Source organism: Pontibacter arcticus, assembly GCF_003284895.1.
Classification (GTDB): domain Bacteria; phylum Bacteroidota; class Bacteroidia; order Cytophagales; family Hymenobacteraceae; genus Pontibacter; species Pontibacter arcticus.
On sequence record NZ_QMDV01000002.1, the window covers coordinates 150,415 to 167,929 of the forward strand.

The window sequence follows — 17,515 nt, forward strand, 5'->3', positions numbered from 1 at the left end:
AGAAAAACATTTATTATAAATAATTATAGCAGAAATACCTTCCCCCTTGCCTTTCAACCCATTTACCATAGACTTACCCGTTCGGGAAATTATACCTGCCGTTAGGGAGCACCTGGCGGTGCAGAACACGCTGATCGTAAACGCCCCTCCCGGAGCCGGTAAAAGCACTTTGTTGCCGCTGGCTTTGCTCGATGAAGTATGGCTGACAGGCCAGAAGATCATCATGCTGGAGCCCCGGCGGCTGGCAGCCAAAACCATTGCCGAGCGCCTGGCACAGCTGCTGGGCGAGGAGGTTGGTCGGACCGTCGGGTACCGCATACGTTTCGAGACGCGCATCTCCGATAAAACCCGCATCGAGGTCGTAACCGAAGGCATCCTCACCCGCATGATCCACAGCGACCGTGCGCTTACGGGTGTGGGCATTGTGATCTTCGACGAGTTTCATGAGCGCAGCATCCATGCCGATGTAGCCATGGCCCTGAGCCGGGAAGCGCAGCACACGCTTCGCCCGGATTTGCGCATCATGGTGATGTCAGCGACGCTGGATATGCCGCAGCTGACCAAACTGTTGCAGGCCCCGGTGGCGCAAAGTATGGGCCGCCAATACCCCATCGAAACTTTTTACACCGGCGACGCCGACGACCGCATGCTGCCCGAAATGGTTGCCAGAGTAGTGCAGCAGGCCGCCAAAGAGCAGGAAGGCGATATCCTTGTATTCCTCCCCGGCGAAAACGACATCCGCAAAGTAGAAGAACTGTTGCGCAGACAGCTCCGCGATTTCAGAATACACCCGCTGTTCGGAATGCTGCCGTTTGGCAAGCAATACGCCGCCATCATGCCCGACCGCGACGGCAAACGCAAAGTGGTACTCGCCACCAGCATCGCCGAGACCAGCTTAACCATAGAGGGTATTTCGGTGGTGGTGGATACGGGTTTCGGCAAAACTTCCCGCTTCGATCCGAAATCCGGTTTGTCCAGGCTCGAAACGGTGCGCATCTCCAAAGACGCTGCCGACCAGCGTGCCGGTCGGGCCGGTCGTTTGGGCCCGGGCACCGCTTACCGCATGTGGAGCAAAACCACGCAGGAGCGCATGGCCCCGCACCGCACGCCCGAGATCATGGAAGCCGACCTGTCGTCGCTGGTGCTGGACATGGCGCAGTGGGGCATTACCGATATCCGTCGCCTGACCTGGCTGAACCCGCCACCGCGCGCCGCGTTGCAATACGCTACCGAGATGCTGCACCATTTGCAGGCGCTGGAGCATGGCCGCATTACGGCGCATGGCCAGAAAATGCACGCGTTGCCTTGTCACCCGCGTATTGCCCACATGCTGCTGAAAGCCGACGAAACCGACCAGGTGGCGCTGGCAAGCGATATTGCCGCCATCCTGGAAGAGCGCGACCCACTGGACCGCAACGCCGGCATCGACATTAATTTAAGAATAGAAGCCCTGAGAAGGTATAGAAAAGAGCAGGGACAGGGCAAGAAATTCGGGAAGATCGAGAAAGTAGCGCGTTCGTACCGTTCGTTGTTCAGCATTGAGCCGGATAACAGTAAATTCGATGAATATGAAACCGGCGTTTTGTTAACACATTGCTACCCCGAGCGCATTGCCTACGCCCGCCCCGGTAACAACGCGCAGTTCCAGCTGGCGAATGGCAAATACGCTTCTGCCGGACACCGCGACGACCTGGCCCACGACCCTTGGCTGGCGATTGCGCACCTGCACGCCGGCAACGAAGACAACCCGGGCCGTATTTTCCTGGCTTCGCCGCTTAACCCCCGCGATCTGGCTCCGCTCGTAAAACAGCAGGAAAGCTACCACTGGGATGTAAATGACGGCGAACTGACCGCTTCGATGGATACCCGCATTGGCAGCATCGTGCTGCAAAGCAAACCCCTGCCTGCCCCCGACGAGAAGCACCGCGTGCCTGCCATGTCCGAGGCCATCAAAGTGGAAGGCGAGCACCTCCTGGATTTTAACGCCGACGTAACGCAATGGCAAAACCGCGTGCTGAGCCTGCGCAAATGGCGTCCTTCCGAAGGCTGGCCCGATGTAAGCACCAGCACCTTGCTCATAACCAACCGCGACTGGCTGAAACCCTACCTGGCAGACATCGAACATCCCGATGAGCTGATGGAACTGGAACTACTGCCCATTTTTCAGAAATCCTTAACCAGCGAACAACTTCACCGCCTAGATTTGCTGGCCCCGCAAAGTATAAAACTACCGGACGGTTCTTTAATTAACCTGGAGTATAAAGCGGATGGTTCTCAGCCACAACTGGAGATTCGGTTACAGGATGTACTTAGCTGGGAGCAAAGCCCAACGGTAGACGAAGGCGAAATGACCGTAGAATTACATTTGCTGACTCCCGACCTGAAAGCAATCACCACTGTATCGGACCTGGCCAGTTTCTGGAAAGGGAATTACCGCGTGATCAAACGGCAACTGGAAGTGGTTTTCCCGGAGGTGAAGTGGGAGCGGGGTTAGTGCAGTCCCGGATCCAACCACCCCCAACCCCTCCTTATCCAAGGCGGGGAGTTTTTACTTACCACTTTACCTGTTTGTACCGTTTAAGTTAAGTGCAAAGTATAAACTGATTGAATATGTTGCATAACAGGAAATATTTGAAGGAGACCCGTAGGGAACTGAGATGCAATCTTACTCCTGCTGAGGCTGAACTATGGAAGCACCTGAAAAGCAGCCAAGTGGCAGGCAGGAAGTTCAGGAGGCAACATAGCATCGGCAACTTTATACTTGACTTTTACTGCCCGACTGAAAAACTGGCCATCGAACTGGACGGTCAGCTTAATTTTCACACCGCAGCCGAACAAAGCGATTTGGAAAGAGACAAGGCCTTAATGGCATTAGGAGTGAAAGTGCTCCGGTTCGAGAACAAAGAAATTTTCCAAAACCTAGAAGCAGTCCTGCAAAGTATAAGCAGTTGTTTTAGCAAGTAAAAACTCCCCGCCTTGGATAAGGAGGGGTTGGGGGTGGTTTGACCCGGACCTGTACTATTACACTACAAAAGCTACCTATGGAAGGCAAACCAGCTACCTGCGCATCTTAATCAAAATAAACCCCTACACCCACCAAACAGCTTTCTCATCCAGCTCCAGGTAAACTGTATCACCTACCTGATATTCAGCTGACTCCGTTCTGAGCAGCAACAAAATCTCAGCGGTCTGCACCTCCAATTCATAATAACTTCCGAAGTAGTGTATACCTGAGATCGTGGCAGGCACACTACTTTTGGCAACCAACTTTATACTTTCCGGGCGAAGAAGTAACTGCTTGCTCTCAGGAAAAGCGATTTTGAAAAGCGAATTGGCAGCAGCTGCCGGAACCAGGTTATACTTGCCGAACAGCGAAGCGGCATATTCGTTTACGGGCTCTTTGTAAAGCTGTTCGGGTGAGCTGAGCTGGATCAGTTTGCCTTGTTGCAGCACCATAATCTCATCAGCCCACGAAAGCGTATCGAGTGGGTCGTGGGAAATGAGGATGCAGGTTATGCCGAACTCCTGGCTGATGTCGTGGATGACGGATTTAAGCACCTTTTTGTGGGCCATATCCAGGTTCGAAAACGGCTCGTCGAGCAGGAGCAGGTCGGGCCAGGTACTGAGCAGGCGGGCAAGAGCAATGCGCTGCCGTTCGCCTCCCGAAGCCTGGTTTGTTCTGCGTTTGGCCAGGTGGCTGATGCGGCATACGTCATACAACTGTTTGGCTTCTTCGGAAGTTAGTTTGTTGCTGTACTGCAATACCTGCTCTACACGCAAAAACTGCGGCAACTCAAATTCCTGCGACAAATAAGCAATATCGGCGTGGCCGGGCACTAGCCTGTCGTGGGGGCCGCGCACTTTTTTATCGTTCAGGTAAACGGCGCCTGCGCTGGGCTGCACAAAGCCGGCTATGGTTTGCATAAGGGTGCTTTTGCCGGAACCGGTTTCGCCGGCAAGTGCTATCTTCCGGCCTTTTGCCTGGCTGAAACTGATATTATCAAGTATGGTGGTACCTTCTTCCTCCACAGAAATTCCGGCAACGCGAAGTAATGTCATAAGTATGATTTTGCCTGATGAGACAGAAGTCCATTTTAATCAACTGTCGCGCAAAGCGTAATTTTAAAGTATAAAGTTAACACATCTTACCTTATCTATTCCTCGGGTAACTTCATTTAGTAATCTTATTAAAACCGGTCTGCCCGCGTGCAAGTATAAAACATGTCCTGTTTAAAAGTATAACCGAAAAAAACTCTGCTCCATTGCTTTTAAAAACACCCTGTAATCTCAAACCGATAGTCTATGTTAAAGTTAGCATTTGAATTTTTCGAGGTAAACGAAGTAACGCTGCATGTGGCAAGAGCTGGCGATAAATCCGGGGAAACGATCGTGTTGCTGCATGGTTTTCCGGAATTCTGGTATGGCTGGCGCAAGCAACTGACTTTTTTTGCTGATCACGGTTACCAGGTTGTAGCACCCGACCAGCGTGGCTATAACCTGAGCAGCAAACCCCAGGAAACAGAAGCCTATACACTGGAAAAACTGACAGCTGATATTGTAGCATTGATCCGGCAATTAAATAGCGGAAAAGTAGTTTTAATAGGCCACGATTGGGGCGGCGTGGTTGCCTGGGCCATTGCCATACATTTCCCGGACCTGCTGCACAAACTGGTTATTCTCAATATGCCACACCCGGCTATTATGCAGCAGCACCTCAGAAGTAACCCAAGGCAGATGTTCCGAAGCTGGTATGCTGCTTTTTTTCAGATTCCAGTGTTACCCGAGCAGGCAGCGCAGGCTTTCGACTTTAAGCTGTTGGAACAAAGTATGGCCGGCACGGCAAACGCAGGTACTTTTTCAGAAGAAGATCTGGCCACTTACCGAGAAGCGTGGGAGCAACCCGGCGCGCTCACAAGTATGATCAACTGGTACAGGGCATTTAAATACACAAAACTTGAGCTGGATAAAGATATAACCGTGCCTACCCTGATGCTCTGGGGAAAGAAAGATGCCTTTTTAGGTGCTGAAATGGCCCTGCCAAGTATAAACCGCTGCACCAATGGCAAACTGCTTTTTCTGGACCAAGCCACGCATTGGCTGCACCACGAAGAACCCGAGAAAGTGAACCAGGAGATTATTGCTTTCTTAAAATCAACATAGTCTGGCATTAAAGTTCATACGGATTTTCAATCCATAGTTTCCGGGCTACCCCAACGCCGGTCATACTTCCTTTGCCCCCGCCGCGAAGTATAATTGCCACCCGTTGCCCTTGCTGCAATTCGCTTAAACTGATGGTTTGTCCGTCCAGTCCGAACATTTGAGAGGTAGGCAGCACCAGTACATAGGCCCGGTTATAACGCGAATCGGCGGTGGTCGTAAAGCCTTCAATTTCCAGCATCACCTGTCCCTGGTCGTAACGCCGCATCACAATACTGCCTCGTATATCCACGCGTTTAGGGGCCAGACTTTGAGAAGCTGCTGTTTCGGTGCCTGCGTTTGTAGCGCGGGTGCTGGTCTGGCAGGCGGTTAAGGTTAGTAGGACAAGTATGAATAATTGACCGAATCCCTGTTGTATGTACTTCATAGATTAGTTGTTAGCTTATTAAAGTATAACGCATTTGAGCAGGGTTGCGGTTGGTTTTATAGCAAGGCCGTTGAAAGTTTTCTAATGAGGTAGTGCTACACGCAGTAGGGGCATGGAGTATATAAGGCTAAAAGAAATCAGCAGAAATGGAAACGAAAAGCCAGCTTAAACTTTTGCATTTTTTAGAGTAGGAATGATGCAGCTTTTGCTCAAAACCAAACCGGAAAGCCGCTCAGCCGTTTAAACAGGAAACAAACGTATAAACCCTAATCTACAACTATGAACAGACAAGATAACGATCGTTACGATAACCGGAACACTAACTATAGTGGCTACGACGGCTACAACCCCAACGACGACCACTACCACAGCGGTCAGAATTTAACCAACCGTTTCGAGCAGGAATACAGACGCGAGCATGGTTACGGCAACAGGAACCAAAACTCACCCATCCGCTCGTATCACGAAGGCGACGGCGGTGATCTGTACGAACGCCTGAGCAGGGAACGCAGCTATGGCAACCAGCAGGATAACCAGTTCCGCAACAGCGGCGGCTATAGTTCTTCCAACAGCTACCAGAACAACGCACGCGATTACCAGGACAATGCCCGCTCGGACCGCGGCATGTATAACCGCGATAGCAACCGAAGCCAGGAGCTGCGCGGCAACATCGGCCAGGGGTACGGCGTTTCGAGTTTCGGAGGCACATCAGACCGTTACAACACATTAAACAGCAGCCAGAACCGGGGCGGCTCAGAATATAACACCTACGACAACAGGCAATCAGATAGCAGCAACCGAAACCTGAGCAGCGGAAGCAACAGCGGTAATTTGTACCCATCTTCGCAAACCTATGGCCGTAACTATGCCGATGATTATGGCGAAAGTTTAGGCAATACACCAGGTTTTACAAGCTTCGGCAGCGGTACCAATGCTAATTATTCGCAAGGCAGCCGTGGAGGCAGTTCCTCCGGAAATAGCTCGTATGGCAACCCATCGGGTAACTACGGTGGCTCCGGCTCAATGGGAAATGATTCGTATACCGGCCGTGGTTCGAACAGAAGAAATTACTCTTCTTTCCGTCCGGATCACGACTCAGACGAATACGACAGATATTAATCCGTTTTTTTAAAGTATAAAAGCAGCCGTTGCCCTTCAGCAACGGCTGCTTTTTTTTGTACCGCTAACTTATGAACAGGAACTACTAAAATGGTAAAAGTATAAACTGATAAATGAGGTGCTGCAACGGGCCACTTTAAAACGGCAGGTATAAAAACATTTTAGTTTGTCCTCTGTTGTAAAATCAGGAAAAGGGAAAAATACTTAGAAATAATTGTGCATAATTACGTATCTAACTTCGATAATGAGTCAGGATATGGATTAAAGATTGTTGTATAAATGATAAAAACCTGTAATGTGTAAGAACGGGTGGTGGCAAATTAAGGAAACATGATGCCGGGAATAGATTTGCAGGGAGAAACGGAACAAAGCCTGGTGGCAGCCCTGCAACAGGGAAGGCAGGAAATGCTGGGTAAATTGTATGATGCTTATGCCCCAACCATGATGGGAGTTATAAACAGGATTGTACAGCAGCATGAACTGGCCGAACAGGTATTGCAGGAAACATTTGTCGCCATCTGGGAACGTATCGGTATTTACGATGCATCCAAAGACCGCTTATTAACCTGGGGGCTTGCCATTGCACGGGGGATTGCGCTGGAAGCCGTTAAAACAAATCGTTATTCACCTGGAACGAATCCGTCAGATAAACAACCTGCTCTCCGGGCAACTCCGGATAAAAATGTACCTTTACAGCATAACGGCATCGTCAAAAAAGATCTTTGCACGTTGCCGCCGCTTGAGAAAAAAGCGCTGGAGTTATTGTACCTGCAGGGCCGTACCTGCACCGAAACAGCAGGTGAACTGAACATGACAGTTGATGCATTAAGAAATATTGTAAAAAAGGCTTTCACTCATCTAAAGGCAGAAAAAACTGCATGAGGTCCCTTTCAGAATTGATGGAATCCGGGGTGCTGGAACTCTATGTGCTTGGTGCCGCCAGCTCAGAAGAAATACAGCTGGTGGATGAAATGGCCGCAACGCACCCGGAAGTGAGAAACGAGCTGCTGCAGATCAGTGCTACCCTGGAGCAATACGCCCAGACAAGCGCCGTTAAGCCCCGCGCCAGTGTAAAAGCCTTGCTAATGGCAACCATTGATTACCTGGAGCGCATGAAAAAGGGGGAGTTGCCTGAGTCGCCGCCGGAGTTAACTGCAAATTCCCGTATCAGTGATTTCGAGAAATGGCTGAACAGAGCCGATGCTGTTTTGCCGGCACATGCCGATGATATATATGCCAAGCTTATTGGCTACACCCCCAGTGCTACCACCGCTATTGTCTGGCTTAAGACCCAGTCCGATAACGAGGTGCATGACGATGAATACGAACGCTTCCTGATCGTGGAAGGAACCTGTTGCATCACAGCAGGAGATGAAACGCATGCCTTAGCAGCCGGCGACTTTTTTGCTGTCCCGTTGCATACAACCCACCAACTGATCGTGACCTCTGCTATTCCCTGCAAAGCTATTCTACAGCGCCTGAGCGTAGCCTGACGATTTTTTTGAGAAGCTTGTCTCTACCTTCACCAGGAGGCGATTGGATGCAGCATATTACTTTCTTAGCAGGGTTTTTACTGCCTTTAGTGTACTTTGCTGCTGCTCCTAATCTGGTGTTCTGCTTATTCTTCTTTTCCGAGTAAATAACCATAAGGTTCCAGCTGCGGGATCTGATCAAATATAACTTTCAGGATAGCAAACAGGGGCAGGAACAGAATCATGCCGGGTACGCCCCATACCAGGTTGCCAAGTAAAATAGCCATGATGGTAGCCAGCGGATTCAGTTTTACTTTAGATCCGGTAATATAGGGTGTCAGTAAATTGGCTTCCAGCAGTTGCGTTGCCATAAAAAAAAGCAGCACCAGCACGGGGTACCAAAACGAATCCTTGGTGAGCAGTGCAAACACAATCGGGAAAACGATTCCCAGAAATGAGCCGAAATAAGGAACAAGCCGTAGCAAAGCCGTAACCAACGCAAAAAGGATGGCATGCTCGATCCCGATAGCCCGGAAGCCCAGTGCATAAATAACTGAAAGTAGCATAATCACCAGAAACGTCCCCTTCAGGTAATCGTGCACAATGCGGGAGATACGGGTCATCATTACTCTGGATGCGCGCTGACTTTGAAACCAGCGCACGCGCACAAAAAAAGTATGAAGCTTGTGCTGATAGAGCAGGAAAAAGAAGGTGTAAGAAAGCACAATGAACAGGAATAACAAAACCGAAAGCCCCTGCACCAGCAGCTGTTTTATACTTTTAAAAACTGCTTTGGCTATATCAGGCTTCTTTTCTTCAATTATCTGGTCCTGTTCGTTCGCCGAAAGGTCGGTGGCCTGGTACAGGAAGTCCTGTATGCGCCTGCTTTTCTCTGTTACTTTCAATTCCAGTCGGGGCAGGTCGGCATCCAGGCTGCGGAGCTGGTAATATACCACCGTTCCCAGCGCCACCAGTACGGCAAGCAAAAGCAAAATAGAGAGAAAAGCGGCCAAAGGCTTTTTAACTTTTCTGCGTTGCAGCCGGTGTACCAGCGGGTAGAGCAGCATGGCAAAAAAAGCGGCTATGGCTACAGGGACCAGAAAGGATTTACCAAAGTATAGCAGCAAGCCCAGCAGCGAAATGGTAAGCAGGCTTTTGTTTAGTTGGGCGTGGTTGATGTTTCTTGTATGCATACCTGAAGTGCCTAAACGCAAAACCGATCGGGATGTTTATACTAAAACCCGCTGTAAAACTATTTTTAGTTTTAAAATTTGCAATCCTCCGCCCGCCAGCCTTACCTTTGTGGCATCTTTATCAAGATTTATAAAGAAGAGGGAAGAGAGCAGGCTCCGCGAACCTCTAGCAACCAGCAATCAGATTGAAAAGGTGCTAACTCCTGCCCATTTTTGGGACATATAAACGATCACACATGTACGCAGCACAACCCTTCTCGGCTTTCCATTTATTTCCGTTTTCATACCCGGCAGCAACTCCTGTTGCCTGTATGCGCTGTTGCTGCTGTAGCTAATCTGTTGCTTTAATTCCCGGTTTCGCCGGGCTCCTCTCATCCTTTTATTTTTCAATTTATACTTCATACGAGGCTTTCAAGCGTCGGGTGGCTGCTTTTGCGGTTACCTGCCTGCCAGAAACCGGCCTGTCTCAATTCAACTTTTATGGATCATATCAAAAAAACGGGCGGTTTTGCCCTGGTTCCTTTTGCAGTTTTTGTGTTGTTATTTCTGGGTGCGGGCATTGTACTCGATGATTTTTATGCGTTGCCTTCGCCGGTCGCGGTAGTGTGTGGCATTATAGCGGCGTTTATACTTTTAAAAGGAAGTATAAACGCTAAAGTAGAGGCATTGGTGCGTGGTTGCGGCGATTCGCAGATCATTACGATGTGCATTATTTACTTGCTGGCCGGGGCTTTTGCCGTTGTGTCAGGGGCCATTGGTGGGGTAGAGGCTACCGTAAACCTGGGTCTTCTTTATATACCGGTGCAGTACCTGGCGCTGGGCGTTTTTATATTGGCCTCGTTTCTTTCTACGGCTACGGGTACGTCAGTAGGGGCAATCGTGGCGCTGGGTCCTATTGTGGTGGGGCTGGCTACGCAAAGTGGTTTGCCGCTGCCTTTACTATTAGGCGCGCTGCTGGGCGGTGCAATGTTTGGCGATAATCTTTCCATTATTTCGGATACTACCATTGCCGCCACGCAAACCCAGGATTGCCAGATGAAAGACAAGTTCAAAGTAAATATCCTGATTGCGGGTCCGGCGGCGTTGCTAACCATTGCCCTGCTGCTTTTTACAGGCCTGCAAAGTGCACCGGTGCTGGATGTGCTGCCAGCAGCGCAGGACATTAGCCTGCTTAAGATTGCGCCTTATCTGCTGGTTTTGTTTTTAGCGATTTACGGAGTTAATGTGTTTGCCGTGCTGGTGCTGGGTATACTGGCTTCGGGAGCGGTTGGCCTGGCCAGCGGCGAACTGGACCTGCTGCTGTTCAGCAAAAAAGTATACGAAGGCTTTACCAGCATGACCGAGATTTTCCTGCTTTCGATGCTGACAGGCGGCCTGGCTGAAATGGTGCGCGAAGCCGGTGGCATCCAGTTTTTACTGAACAAAGCCAACCGCCTGATACACGGGTATAAGTCTTCGCAACTGGGTATTGGCCTGCTGGTGGCCAGTGTAAATGCGGCCATCGCCAACAACACCGTATCTATTGTGGTTACAGGGCCTGTCGCCAAAGAGATCGGCCACCGGTATCAGGTCCAAAAACAGAAAATTGCAGCCCTGATCGATATTTTTGCCTGTATTGTACAAGGTTTGCTGCCCTATGGCGCCCAGATGCTGATCATGCTGAATTTTGCCGGAGGGAAGGTTTCGTTTGTGGAAGTACTGCCTTATGCCTGGTATCTTTACCTGCTGCTTTTCTGTGCCCTGGTGGCCATTTTTACGCCGCTCGTAGACCGGATCTTACTTCGAGAACCGCAGGCTTTGCAGCCCGTAAAAACTGCGGGCTAAACTATACTTGCTGGAAGTATAAAAACTAAAAGTGAACGGCGCTGCTTGTGGCTAGCGCAGCGCCGTTCACTTTTAAAGTATAAATAAAGTATAAAATTACCTTGGGCCCACTTGCTGGCGCAGCGCGTCACGAATTTCGGTTAACAGTACTTCTTCTTTGGTTGGGGCTGGCGGTGCAGCGGGGGCAGCCGCTTTTTTGCGCATCAGTTTGTTCATCGCTTTGATGATCATGAAAATAATAAAAGCTAAAAGTATAAAGTTGATCAGAACCGTTACAAAGTTACCCCAGGCAAAAACGGCACCCAGCTTACGGGCTTCTTCCAGAGCCAAACCGGTAGGCACTTCAGCTGAAAGGGGGATATAGAGGTTTGAAAAATCAACATTGCCAATTACGCTGCCAACCAGGGGCATAACCAGGTCGTTCACAACAGAAGTTACAATTCCGCTGAAGGCCGCCCCGATAATGATACCAATGGCCAGGTCCATAACGTTGCCGCGCATGGCAAACTCTTTAAATTCTTTTAGCATAATAAATTAGAGTAGGGTTTATAAATAGAACGGGTAAATAAACCTGGTTCGTTGCCGGAAGCAGGAGCAAATAAGCCGCAAATCCATTTTGTACCTGAATAAGTAATTGGCAATGCCTGCCCTGTTAGGCTGAAAACCTTTCCTAAGTACAACTACTTGCAGTTACTATGTAGTCCGGGTAATGTACCGTAATACTGTAACCGATGCAGCTGCGTGCACTGCCTGATTATATGGGAATAATTTAGCAAAAAAAAAGTTTTATCAAATATTTATAAAGTATAAATCTGCAAAGCGAAACCTCTTGCCTCTTTTTAAGTTGAAAAGAATAAGCTAAATGTTGGGTAAATACAGCCGGGCTAGCTTGTCAGATTGTTAAAATCGTTTATATTTAAGGCAGATGGCCGTTTGAAGAATAGTTTGTAGAAGATGCCTTGCATTTATTGTAAGAAGAGTACGGCTGAAAGAAATAGAAAGCAACGCCTGCTTAGTTATAAAATCTTATGGACAGCTCAGAACAAACCCGTAATTTCTTTCTGGCGTTACTCGAAAACAGTACCGATCTGCTGTCTATTATTGATGCACAGGGAAATTATCAGTTTGTAGGTGGCTCTGTAAAGCACATTCTTGGCTTTACCCCGGACGAGTTGGTAGGCAAGAGCGCATTTGATTTTATTCACCCTGAAGACAAAGAAAACGCCCGCACATTTCTGCAGAAAGCTGCCAGCACAAAGGTGCTTGTTATTCCGATTTTCAGGTTTACTAACAAACAAGGCAATTGGCGTTGGGTAGAAACCACGCTTACCAATATGGTAAAGGATGCTGCCATACAAGGCTACGTTACCAATACCCGCGATGTAACAGAACGTGTAGAAGAGGAGCAGCGCAAAAAAAAGAGCCAGGCCCATTACGAATCGCTTTTCTATAACCACCCCGATGCCGTTTTTGAACTGGACAGGGAAGGATTTATGCGCAAGATAAACAAACGCATGCCTTCCATTACAGGGTACACCGAAGAGGAGATTCTGGGATCGCATTTCCGAAAATTTGTGCATAACGATTATTTGCCGGTGGCGATGGATGCTTTCCTGAACGCATTGGGCGGTATTGCGCAGCACATCGAAATAGCCGTCTTAAAACCGACAGGCGAGCTGGTAGATCTGAACATTGCCATTGTGCCGGTTTTACTGGAAGGCCATATCGAAAGTATACAATGCATTGCCAACGATATAACGCTGTTGCGCAAGTATGATACGTTCCTGAAAGAGCGCAGTGAGCAACTCAACAGCATCATGGAGCGCATCCCGGAGTCATTTTATGCCCTGGATACCAACTGGCGTTTCACTTATGTAAATTCATTTTTTACGGCTTACACCAAATTAACCCGGGAAGAATTACTGGGCCACTCGATCTGGGAGCTGTTCCCTAACACACTGGGTTCAAAATTTCATCATAATTGCCTCAAGGTCATAAAAACCGGTTTGCCTGCCAACTTTGATGAGCAATATTCTGAAGACAAAGATGCGACCATTTCCTACCATATTTTTCCGACTGGCAAAGGGGTAGGTGTGCATTTTGTCGATATCACAGAAAAGAAAAGAGAACTGGATAAGCTGGAGAAGCTCTCTTTGGTAGCCAGTAAAACAACTACCTGTGTGATGCTGATGAATAGTGAACTACAGATAGAATGGGTAAATGAGGCCTTTGAGAAATTAACACAGTTTTCCCTAGAAGATTGCTTACATAAATACCCCTGGGATTTGCTGACGGGCCCCGAAACCCAGGCCAGAACATTAACTAAAATACAAAAGCAGATAAGCCGGGGCAAACCGTTCAGGGGAGAAATCCTGAACTACAAAAAATCAGGAGAGAAAGTATGGTTTAACCTGGAGATTACCCCGGTGCATAATAACCTGGGCAGGATGGTAAAGTTCATAGCCATTCGGACCGATATCACAGAAAAGAAAATAAAAGAAGCTGAACTGGTACACGTAACCCAGGACTTGTTTCAGCAGAACCACGATCTGCAGCAATTCAGTTACATGGTATCGCATAACTTAAGGGCCCCGGCCGCCAACGTACTTGGCCTGACAGAGATCCTGCTGGTGATGGATAAGCACGCACGCATGTTCGATGAAACGCTCCGGAAATTAAATCAATCAGTTGCTACTTTGGACCAGGTAATACGCGATATGAACCATATCCTTACTATCCGGGACAACAGCTATGCCCAGAACCGCGATTATGTAAACATTACCCAGGTTTGTGAGGAGGTACTCGAAAGTCTGCAGGAAAAATTATATTATATACCGCACACCATCAGCGCCGACCTGGATGAAAAGATAGAAGTATGGTCTAACCGCGCTTATATGTATGAGATTTTCCGGAACCTGTTATCCAATGCCATCAAATTCCGGAAACCCAACGAAGTTCTGAAGCTAGAGATACGCATGAAAAGACAGAAGAACGGGGTAACCATACTGGTAAAAGATAATGGCATCGGGATGGATGTACACGCAGTAGAAAATGATATATTTAAGCTGTACATGAAATTCCATAAAGCATATGAAGGGCGCGGCATTGGCCTGTTCCTGGTTAAAACGTACGTGAATGCACTCGGAGGCAGCATTAAGGTAAAATCTGAGCCGGCTATCGGAACAACATTTAAGATCAAACTGAAGGGTAATGCAAAATAGTGTCTATATAATTGATGATGATGAGGTATCGCTTTACCTGACCAGTATGGTATTTGAGCTGTATGCGCCGCATATGCAATGTATTTGTTTTGATAATGCCATACAGGCGCTGGAAAGCTTACAAAACTCAATGATAACGGATACAGTACCGGACTTGATTCTGTTGGACCTGAACATGCCGGTTATGAGCGGTTTCGGATTTCTGGATGCTGTTAAAACACTCCCGCTGGAAGATAAAGGCGCTGTATTTGTATTAACCTCATCGGTAAGCGAGCAGGATAAACAGCAGGTTTACGAAACAGGCCAGGTTGTAGACCTGATCCAAAAGCCCTTTTCGATGGAAAAACTGGAAATGGTGCTGGAACTGATAGCCCGGAAATAAGTTAAATACGCCTTCTGCTTTTTTATAAGGATTACAAAGTATAAACCCAGGTATAAAAATCTTTATACCTGGGTTTATACTTTGTAATGTAAACTTCTGCTTAAGCCTGTACTGCCTGCGCAGGTTGGGTTTCGAATAACTCGGAAAGAAGTTTATACGAGTGCAGCCTGGCCGCATGATCGTAAATGCCGGAAGCCACCATAATCTCATTTACCTGCGTTTCTTCAACAAATGCCTGTAGCTCGTCCTGTACCGTTTTGCGGCTACCCACAAAAGAATAGCGCAGCATCTGGTACACGTTATACTTTTCAGATGCATCCCAGAGGCCTTCCATACTTTCTACGGGAGGCTGTGCCGGTTTGCCCGTTCCGCGTATCACATTAAGAAAAGACATATACAACGTAGTAGCCAGTTTATTTGCTTCTTCATCGGTATCGGCAGCCACTACATTCACACAGGCTACGGCATAGGGCTCTTTTAAAGTATCAGAAGGCCGGAAGCTCTCGCGGTATACTTTCAGGGCATGGTGCAGGGCGGCCGGTGCAAAATGGCTGGCAAACGCATACGGCAAACCAAGTATACCAGCCAGTTGTGCGCCATAAGTGCTCGAGCCCAAAAGCCAGACCGGTACCTGCGTGCCTTCCCCCGGAATTGCCCGCACCCGCGCCCCCGGAGTGGCTGGGGCCAGGTAAGACTGCAGTTCGGTTACGTTCTGCGGAAAATCCTCTACGCTGCCCCGCAGGTCGCGGCGAAGCGCCATGGCTGTTCCCTGGTCTGTACCCGGTGCGCGGCCTAGGCCCAGGTCAATTCTGCCGGGATACAATGTTTCGAGAGTGCCGAACTGTTCGGCTATAACAAGTGGTGCATGGTTTGGTAACATAATGCCGCCGGAGCCCACCCGTATGGTAGAAGTATGGCCTGCGATATGCCCTATTAAAAGAGAGGTAGCAGAACTGGCGATGCCTGCAATGTTATGATGCTCGGCGAGCCAGTAACGCGTGTAGCCCCATTTTTCGGCATGTTGCGCCAGGTCCACGCTGTTTTTAAACGAATCTGCCGCCGTCTTGCCATCCAGTACAGGAACCAGGTCGAGTATGGATAGTTTTGTGCCGGAGAGTGTTATGTTATCTTTGCTCATTTGCTGAGGGGTTAAGATCCTGATTTATTTAACTTCCTGTTCCTGCCAGGCTTGTTGTAAGGCATTTAAGAACAACTCGGTAGGCTGAGCGCCCGAAATGCCATATTTACGATCGATCACGAAGAATGGGACGCCGCTTACACCCATATTACCGGCATCCTGAATATCCAGTTTTACCTCGTACGTATAGGTATCGGAAGCTAACATGGTACGGATATCCTGTGCCTCCAAACCTGCTTTTACTCCAATTTCAACAAGAGTTTCATGGTCCTGGATATTTTTGCCCTCCGTAAAATGCGCTATAAAAAGTTGCTCTTCCGCTTCGTTCTGTACACCATGGCTGGCAGCCAAATGGGTCAGGCGGTGGGCATCGAATGTATTGGCAGGTTGTACGTTATCAAAATTATAAACCAACCCTTCGGCTTTTGCCATCTCCGTTACATGTCCGATCATTTCCTTTGCCCGTTGCTTGCTGATACCTTTCGATTCTGACAGGGAAGTATAGGTGTCTTTGCCTGGTTCATGCTGCAGATCAGGTTGCAACTGGTAACTGTGCCATTCCACCTGCACCTCGTTTTTATGAGCAAATTGCTCTAAGGCCATTTCAAATTTCCGCTTGCCGATGTAGCAGAACGGGCACATAATGTCTGACCAGATATCTATTTTCATAGGAGAAAGTTAAATTAAGGGAACACTAGCTCTATATCAGTGTTTAAACATTTATTATAAAAAAATCTGCCTCTGTTAAATAGAGGCAAACTGATTACTTGGAAAGTGGAGCACCCACCGGAATAGCACAATCGTGGCCGGGGGCGCCGTGGGCCGGGTTAACGGCTGGCGACGCGATGCCTTGGGTTTGAGGCGTTAGTTGCGGGGCTGGTTCTGTTTGTACTGCCGGTTGCGTTGCCTGTGTGCCTGCAGGTGCATTTAACGGCGCACCCACCGGAATAGCACAGTTATGGCCGGGAGCTCCGTGCGCAGGGTTTACAGCACCTGGAGCAGCATTAGCGGCAGGCTGTGCACTACCTGGCGAAGAGAAATTAACCGGGGCACCTGTTATACCACTGCTTTGTGTACTATCTGCTTTATCTGAGCAGCTTATAAGAAGTAAAGTAGAGGCAGAAAGTATAAAAGTTGAAAGAATCTTCATGGTTATTTTTTTAGGTGACCAAACGTTACTTAACTATTGTAACAACAAATATTGCGAATTGTTTCCTTTTTAACAGGGAACGGCCTGTATTTATCACTTACAGGTTTCCCATAACATTCTTTAAAGTCTGCCACTCGTATAAAATGGCTGTAAAAGAATTTTTTTATCAAATCTATCTTTACAATTAAAAGGGCACTTTGTTTAAAAGTGCAGGAGATAAGAAGCAAAAAATAAGTGCGGATTTCAAAGTTTGTTTTGCCGGATCAGGTAAGTAGGATTTGTATTAATTTTATAGTTTAGTGTTTATGCTTACTTGTAAAAATGTTTCAAGTACAAATTAGCTGGCTATATTAAGTATAAATTGTTAATTGGATGTAAGAATAAGTATAAATCCGAGTAATTTATACTTTGTGATTATTTATGAGTGCTCCT

16 protein-coding genes and 1 riboswitch are annotated in these 17,515 nt (G+C 48.1%); of the genes, 9 read left to right on the forward strand and 7 right to left on the reverse strand.

Translation table 11 applies throughout. The annotated features are described in order from the left end of the window. Window positions 1–46 precede the first annotated feature (46 nt). Together hrpB and DP923_RS05915 are read left to right on the forward strand one after the other, a co-directional pair. Window positions 47–2,494 carry an ATP-dependent helicase HrpB gene (hrpB, locus tag DP923_RS05910; protein ID WP_112304936.1) on the forward strand — a complete coding sequence of 816 codons (2,448 nt, stop codon included), beginning with the start codon at window positions 47–49 and terminating at the stop codon, window positions 2,492–2,494. Window positions 2,495–2,610: 116 nt separating this feature from the next. Further along, entirely contained in the window at window positions 2,611–2,964 is a 354-nt protein-coding gene (locus DP923_RS05915) for an endonuclease domain-containing protein (RefSeq protein ID WP_112304937.1), read from the forward strand. Window positions 2,965–3,087: 123 nt separating this feature from the next. Here DP923_RS05915 and DP923_RS05920 read toward each other — a convergent pair whose 3' ends face one another. After that, window positions 3,088–4,059: an ABC transporter ATP-binding protein gene (locus DP923_RS05920; RefSeq protein ID WP_112304938.1), complete on the reverse strand. Its 972-nt coding sequence runs from the start codon at window positions 4,057–4,059 to the stop codon at window positions 3,088–3,090. A 243-nt stretch (window positions 4,060–4,302) separates the two neighbouring features. Here DP923_RS05920 and DP923_RS05925 point away from each other — a divergent pair, with 243 nt between their 5' ends. Beyond that, window positions 4,303–5,160 (forward strand): alpha/beta fold hydrolase, encoded by an 858-nt coding sequence (locus DP923_RS05925; RefSeq protein WP_112304939.1) that lies wholly within the window; start codon window positions 4,303–4,305, stop codon window positions 5,158–5,160. Between the two features lie 7 nt (window positions 5,161–5,167). Here DP923_RS05925 and DP923_RS05930 read toward each other — a convergent pair whose 3' ends face one another. Further along, complete coding sequence (locus tag DP923_RS05930) at window positions 5,168–5,584, reverse strand: hypothetical protein (RefSeq protein WP_112304940.1); 417 nt, start codon at window positions 5,582–5,584, stop codon at window positions 5,168–5,170. 279 nt (window positions 5,585–5,863) lie between these two features. Here DP923_RS05930 and DP923_RS05935 point away from each other — a divergent pair, with 279 nt between their 5' ends. From DP923_RS05935 to DP923_RS05945, 3 genes are all read left to right on the forward strand, one after another. After that, window positions 5,864–6,703 carry a hypothetical protein gene (locus DP923_RS05935; RefSeq protein ID WP_112304941.1) on the forward strand — a complete coding sequence of 280 codons (840 nt, stop codon included), beginning with the start codon at window positions 5,864–5,866 and terminating at the stop codon, window positions 6,701–6,703. A 330-nt stretch (window positions 6,704–7,033) separates the two neighbouring features. Next, window positions 7,034–7,585, forward strand: a complete 552-nt coding sequence (locus DP923_RS05940; RefSeq protein WP_112304942.1) for an RNA polymerase sigma factor — start codon at window positions 7,034–7,036, stop codon at window positions 7,583–7,585. After that, the gene (locus DP923_RS05945; RefSeq protein WP_112304943.1) at window positions 7,582–8,196 is read left to right on the forward strand and encodes a cupin domain-containing protein; all 615 of its coding nucleotides are present in this window, start codon (window positions 7,582–7,584) and stop codon (window positions 8,194–8,196) included. The genes DP923_RS05940 and DP923_RS05945 overlap by 4 nt, the downstream gene beginning before the upstream one ends. Before the next feature lie 125 nt (window positions 8,197–8,321). On the opposite strand, the gene DP923_RS05950 is transcribed toward DP923_RS05945, so the two are convergent. Then, entirely contained in the window at window positions 8,322–9,368 is a 1,047-nt protein-coding gene (locus DP923_RS05950) for an AI-2E family transporter (RefSeq protein WP_125047653.1), read from the reverse strand. 125 nt (window positions 9,369–9,493) lie between these two features. Beyond that, a riboswitch (SAM riboswitch) is annotated at window positions 9,494–9,597 on the forward strand. Between the two features lie 251 nt (window positions 9,598–9,848). On the opposite strand from DP923_RS05950, the gene DP923_RS05955 reads away from it, so the two are divergent. Further along, window positions 9,849–11,192, forward strand: a complete 1,344-nt coding sequence (locus DP923_RS05955; RefSeq protein ID WP_112305590.1) for a Na+/H+ antiporter NhaC family protein — start codon at window positions 9,849–9,851, stop codon at window positions 11,190–11,192. A gap of 96 nt (window positions 11,193–11,288) precedes the next feature. Here DP923_RS05955 and mscL read toward each other — a convergent pair whose 3' ends face one another. Beyond that, a complete protein-coding gene (mscL, locus tag DP923_RS05960) occupies window positions 11,289–11,720 on the reverse strand; it encodes a large conductance mechanosensitive channel protein MscL (RefSeq protein WP_112304945.1) in 432 nt (143 codons plus the stop codon). A 500-nt stretch (window positions 11,721–12,220) separates the two neighbouring features. Here mscL and DP923_RS05965 point away from each other — a divergent pair, with 500 nt between their 5' ends. Both DP923_RS05965 and DP923_RS05970 read left to right on the forward strand, forming a co-directional pair. Then, window positions 12,221–14,413: a PAS domain-containing sensor histidine kinase gene (locus tag DP923_RS05965; protein ID WP_112304946.1), complete on the forward strand. Its 2,193-nt coding sequence runs from the start codon at window positions 12,221–12,223 to the stop codon at window positions 14,411–14,413. Next, the gene (locus DP923_RS05970; protein ID WP_112304947.1) at window positions 14,403–14,795 is read left to right on the forward strand and encodes a response regulator; all 393 of its coding nucleotides are present in this window, start codon (window positions 14,403–14,405) and stop codon (window positions 14,793–14,795) included. The genes DP923_RS05965 and DP923_RS05970 overlap by 11 nt, the downstream gene beginning before the upstream one ends. A 100-nt stretch (window positions 14,796–14,895) precedes the next feature. On the opposite strand, the gene DP923_RS05975 is transcribed toward DP923_RS05970, so the two are convergent. The 3 genes from DP923_RS05975 to DP923_RS05985 all read right to left on the reverse strand — a co-directional run bounded on the left by DP923_RS05975 (window position 14,896) and on the right by DP923_RS05985 (window position 17,083). Continuing rightward, window positions 14,896–15,933, reverse strand: coding sequence for an LLM class flavin-dependent oxidoreductase (locus DP923_RS05975; protein ID WP_112304948.1), 1,038 nt, complete (start codon window positions 15,931–15,933; stop codon window positions 14,896–14,898). A 24-nt stretch (window positions 15,934–15,957) separates the two neighbouring features. Beyond that, the gene (locus tag DP923_RS05980; RefSeq protein WP_112304949.1) at window positions 15,958–16,602 is read right to left on the reverse strand and encodes a DsbA family oxidoreductase; all 645 of its coding nucleotides are present in this window, start codon (window positions 16,600–16,602) and stop codon (window positions 15,958–15,960) included. 94 nt (window positions 16,603–16,696) lie between these two features. After that, window positions 16,697–17,083, reverse strand: a complete 387-nt coding sequence (locus tag DP923_RS05985) for a hypothetical protein (protein WP_112304950.1) — start codon at window positions 17,081–17,083, stop codon at window positions 16,697–16,699. Window positions 17,084–17,515 lie beyond the last annotated feature (432 nt).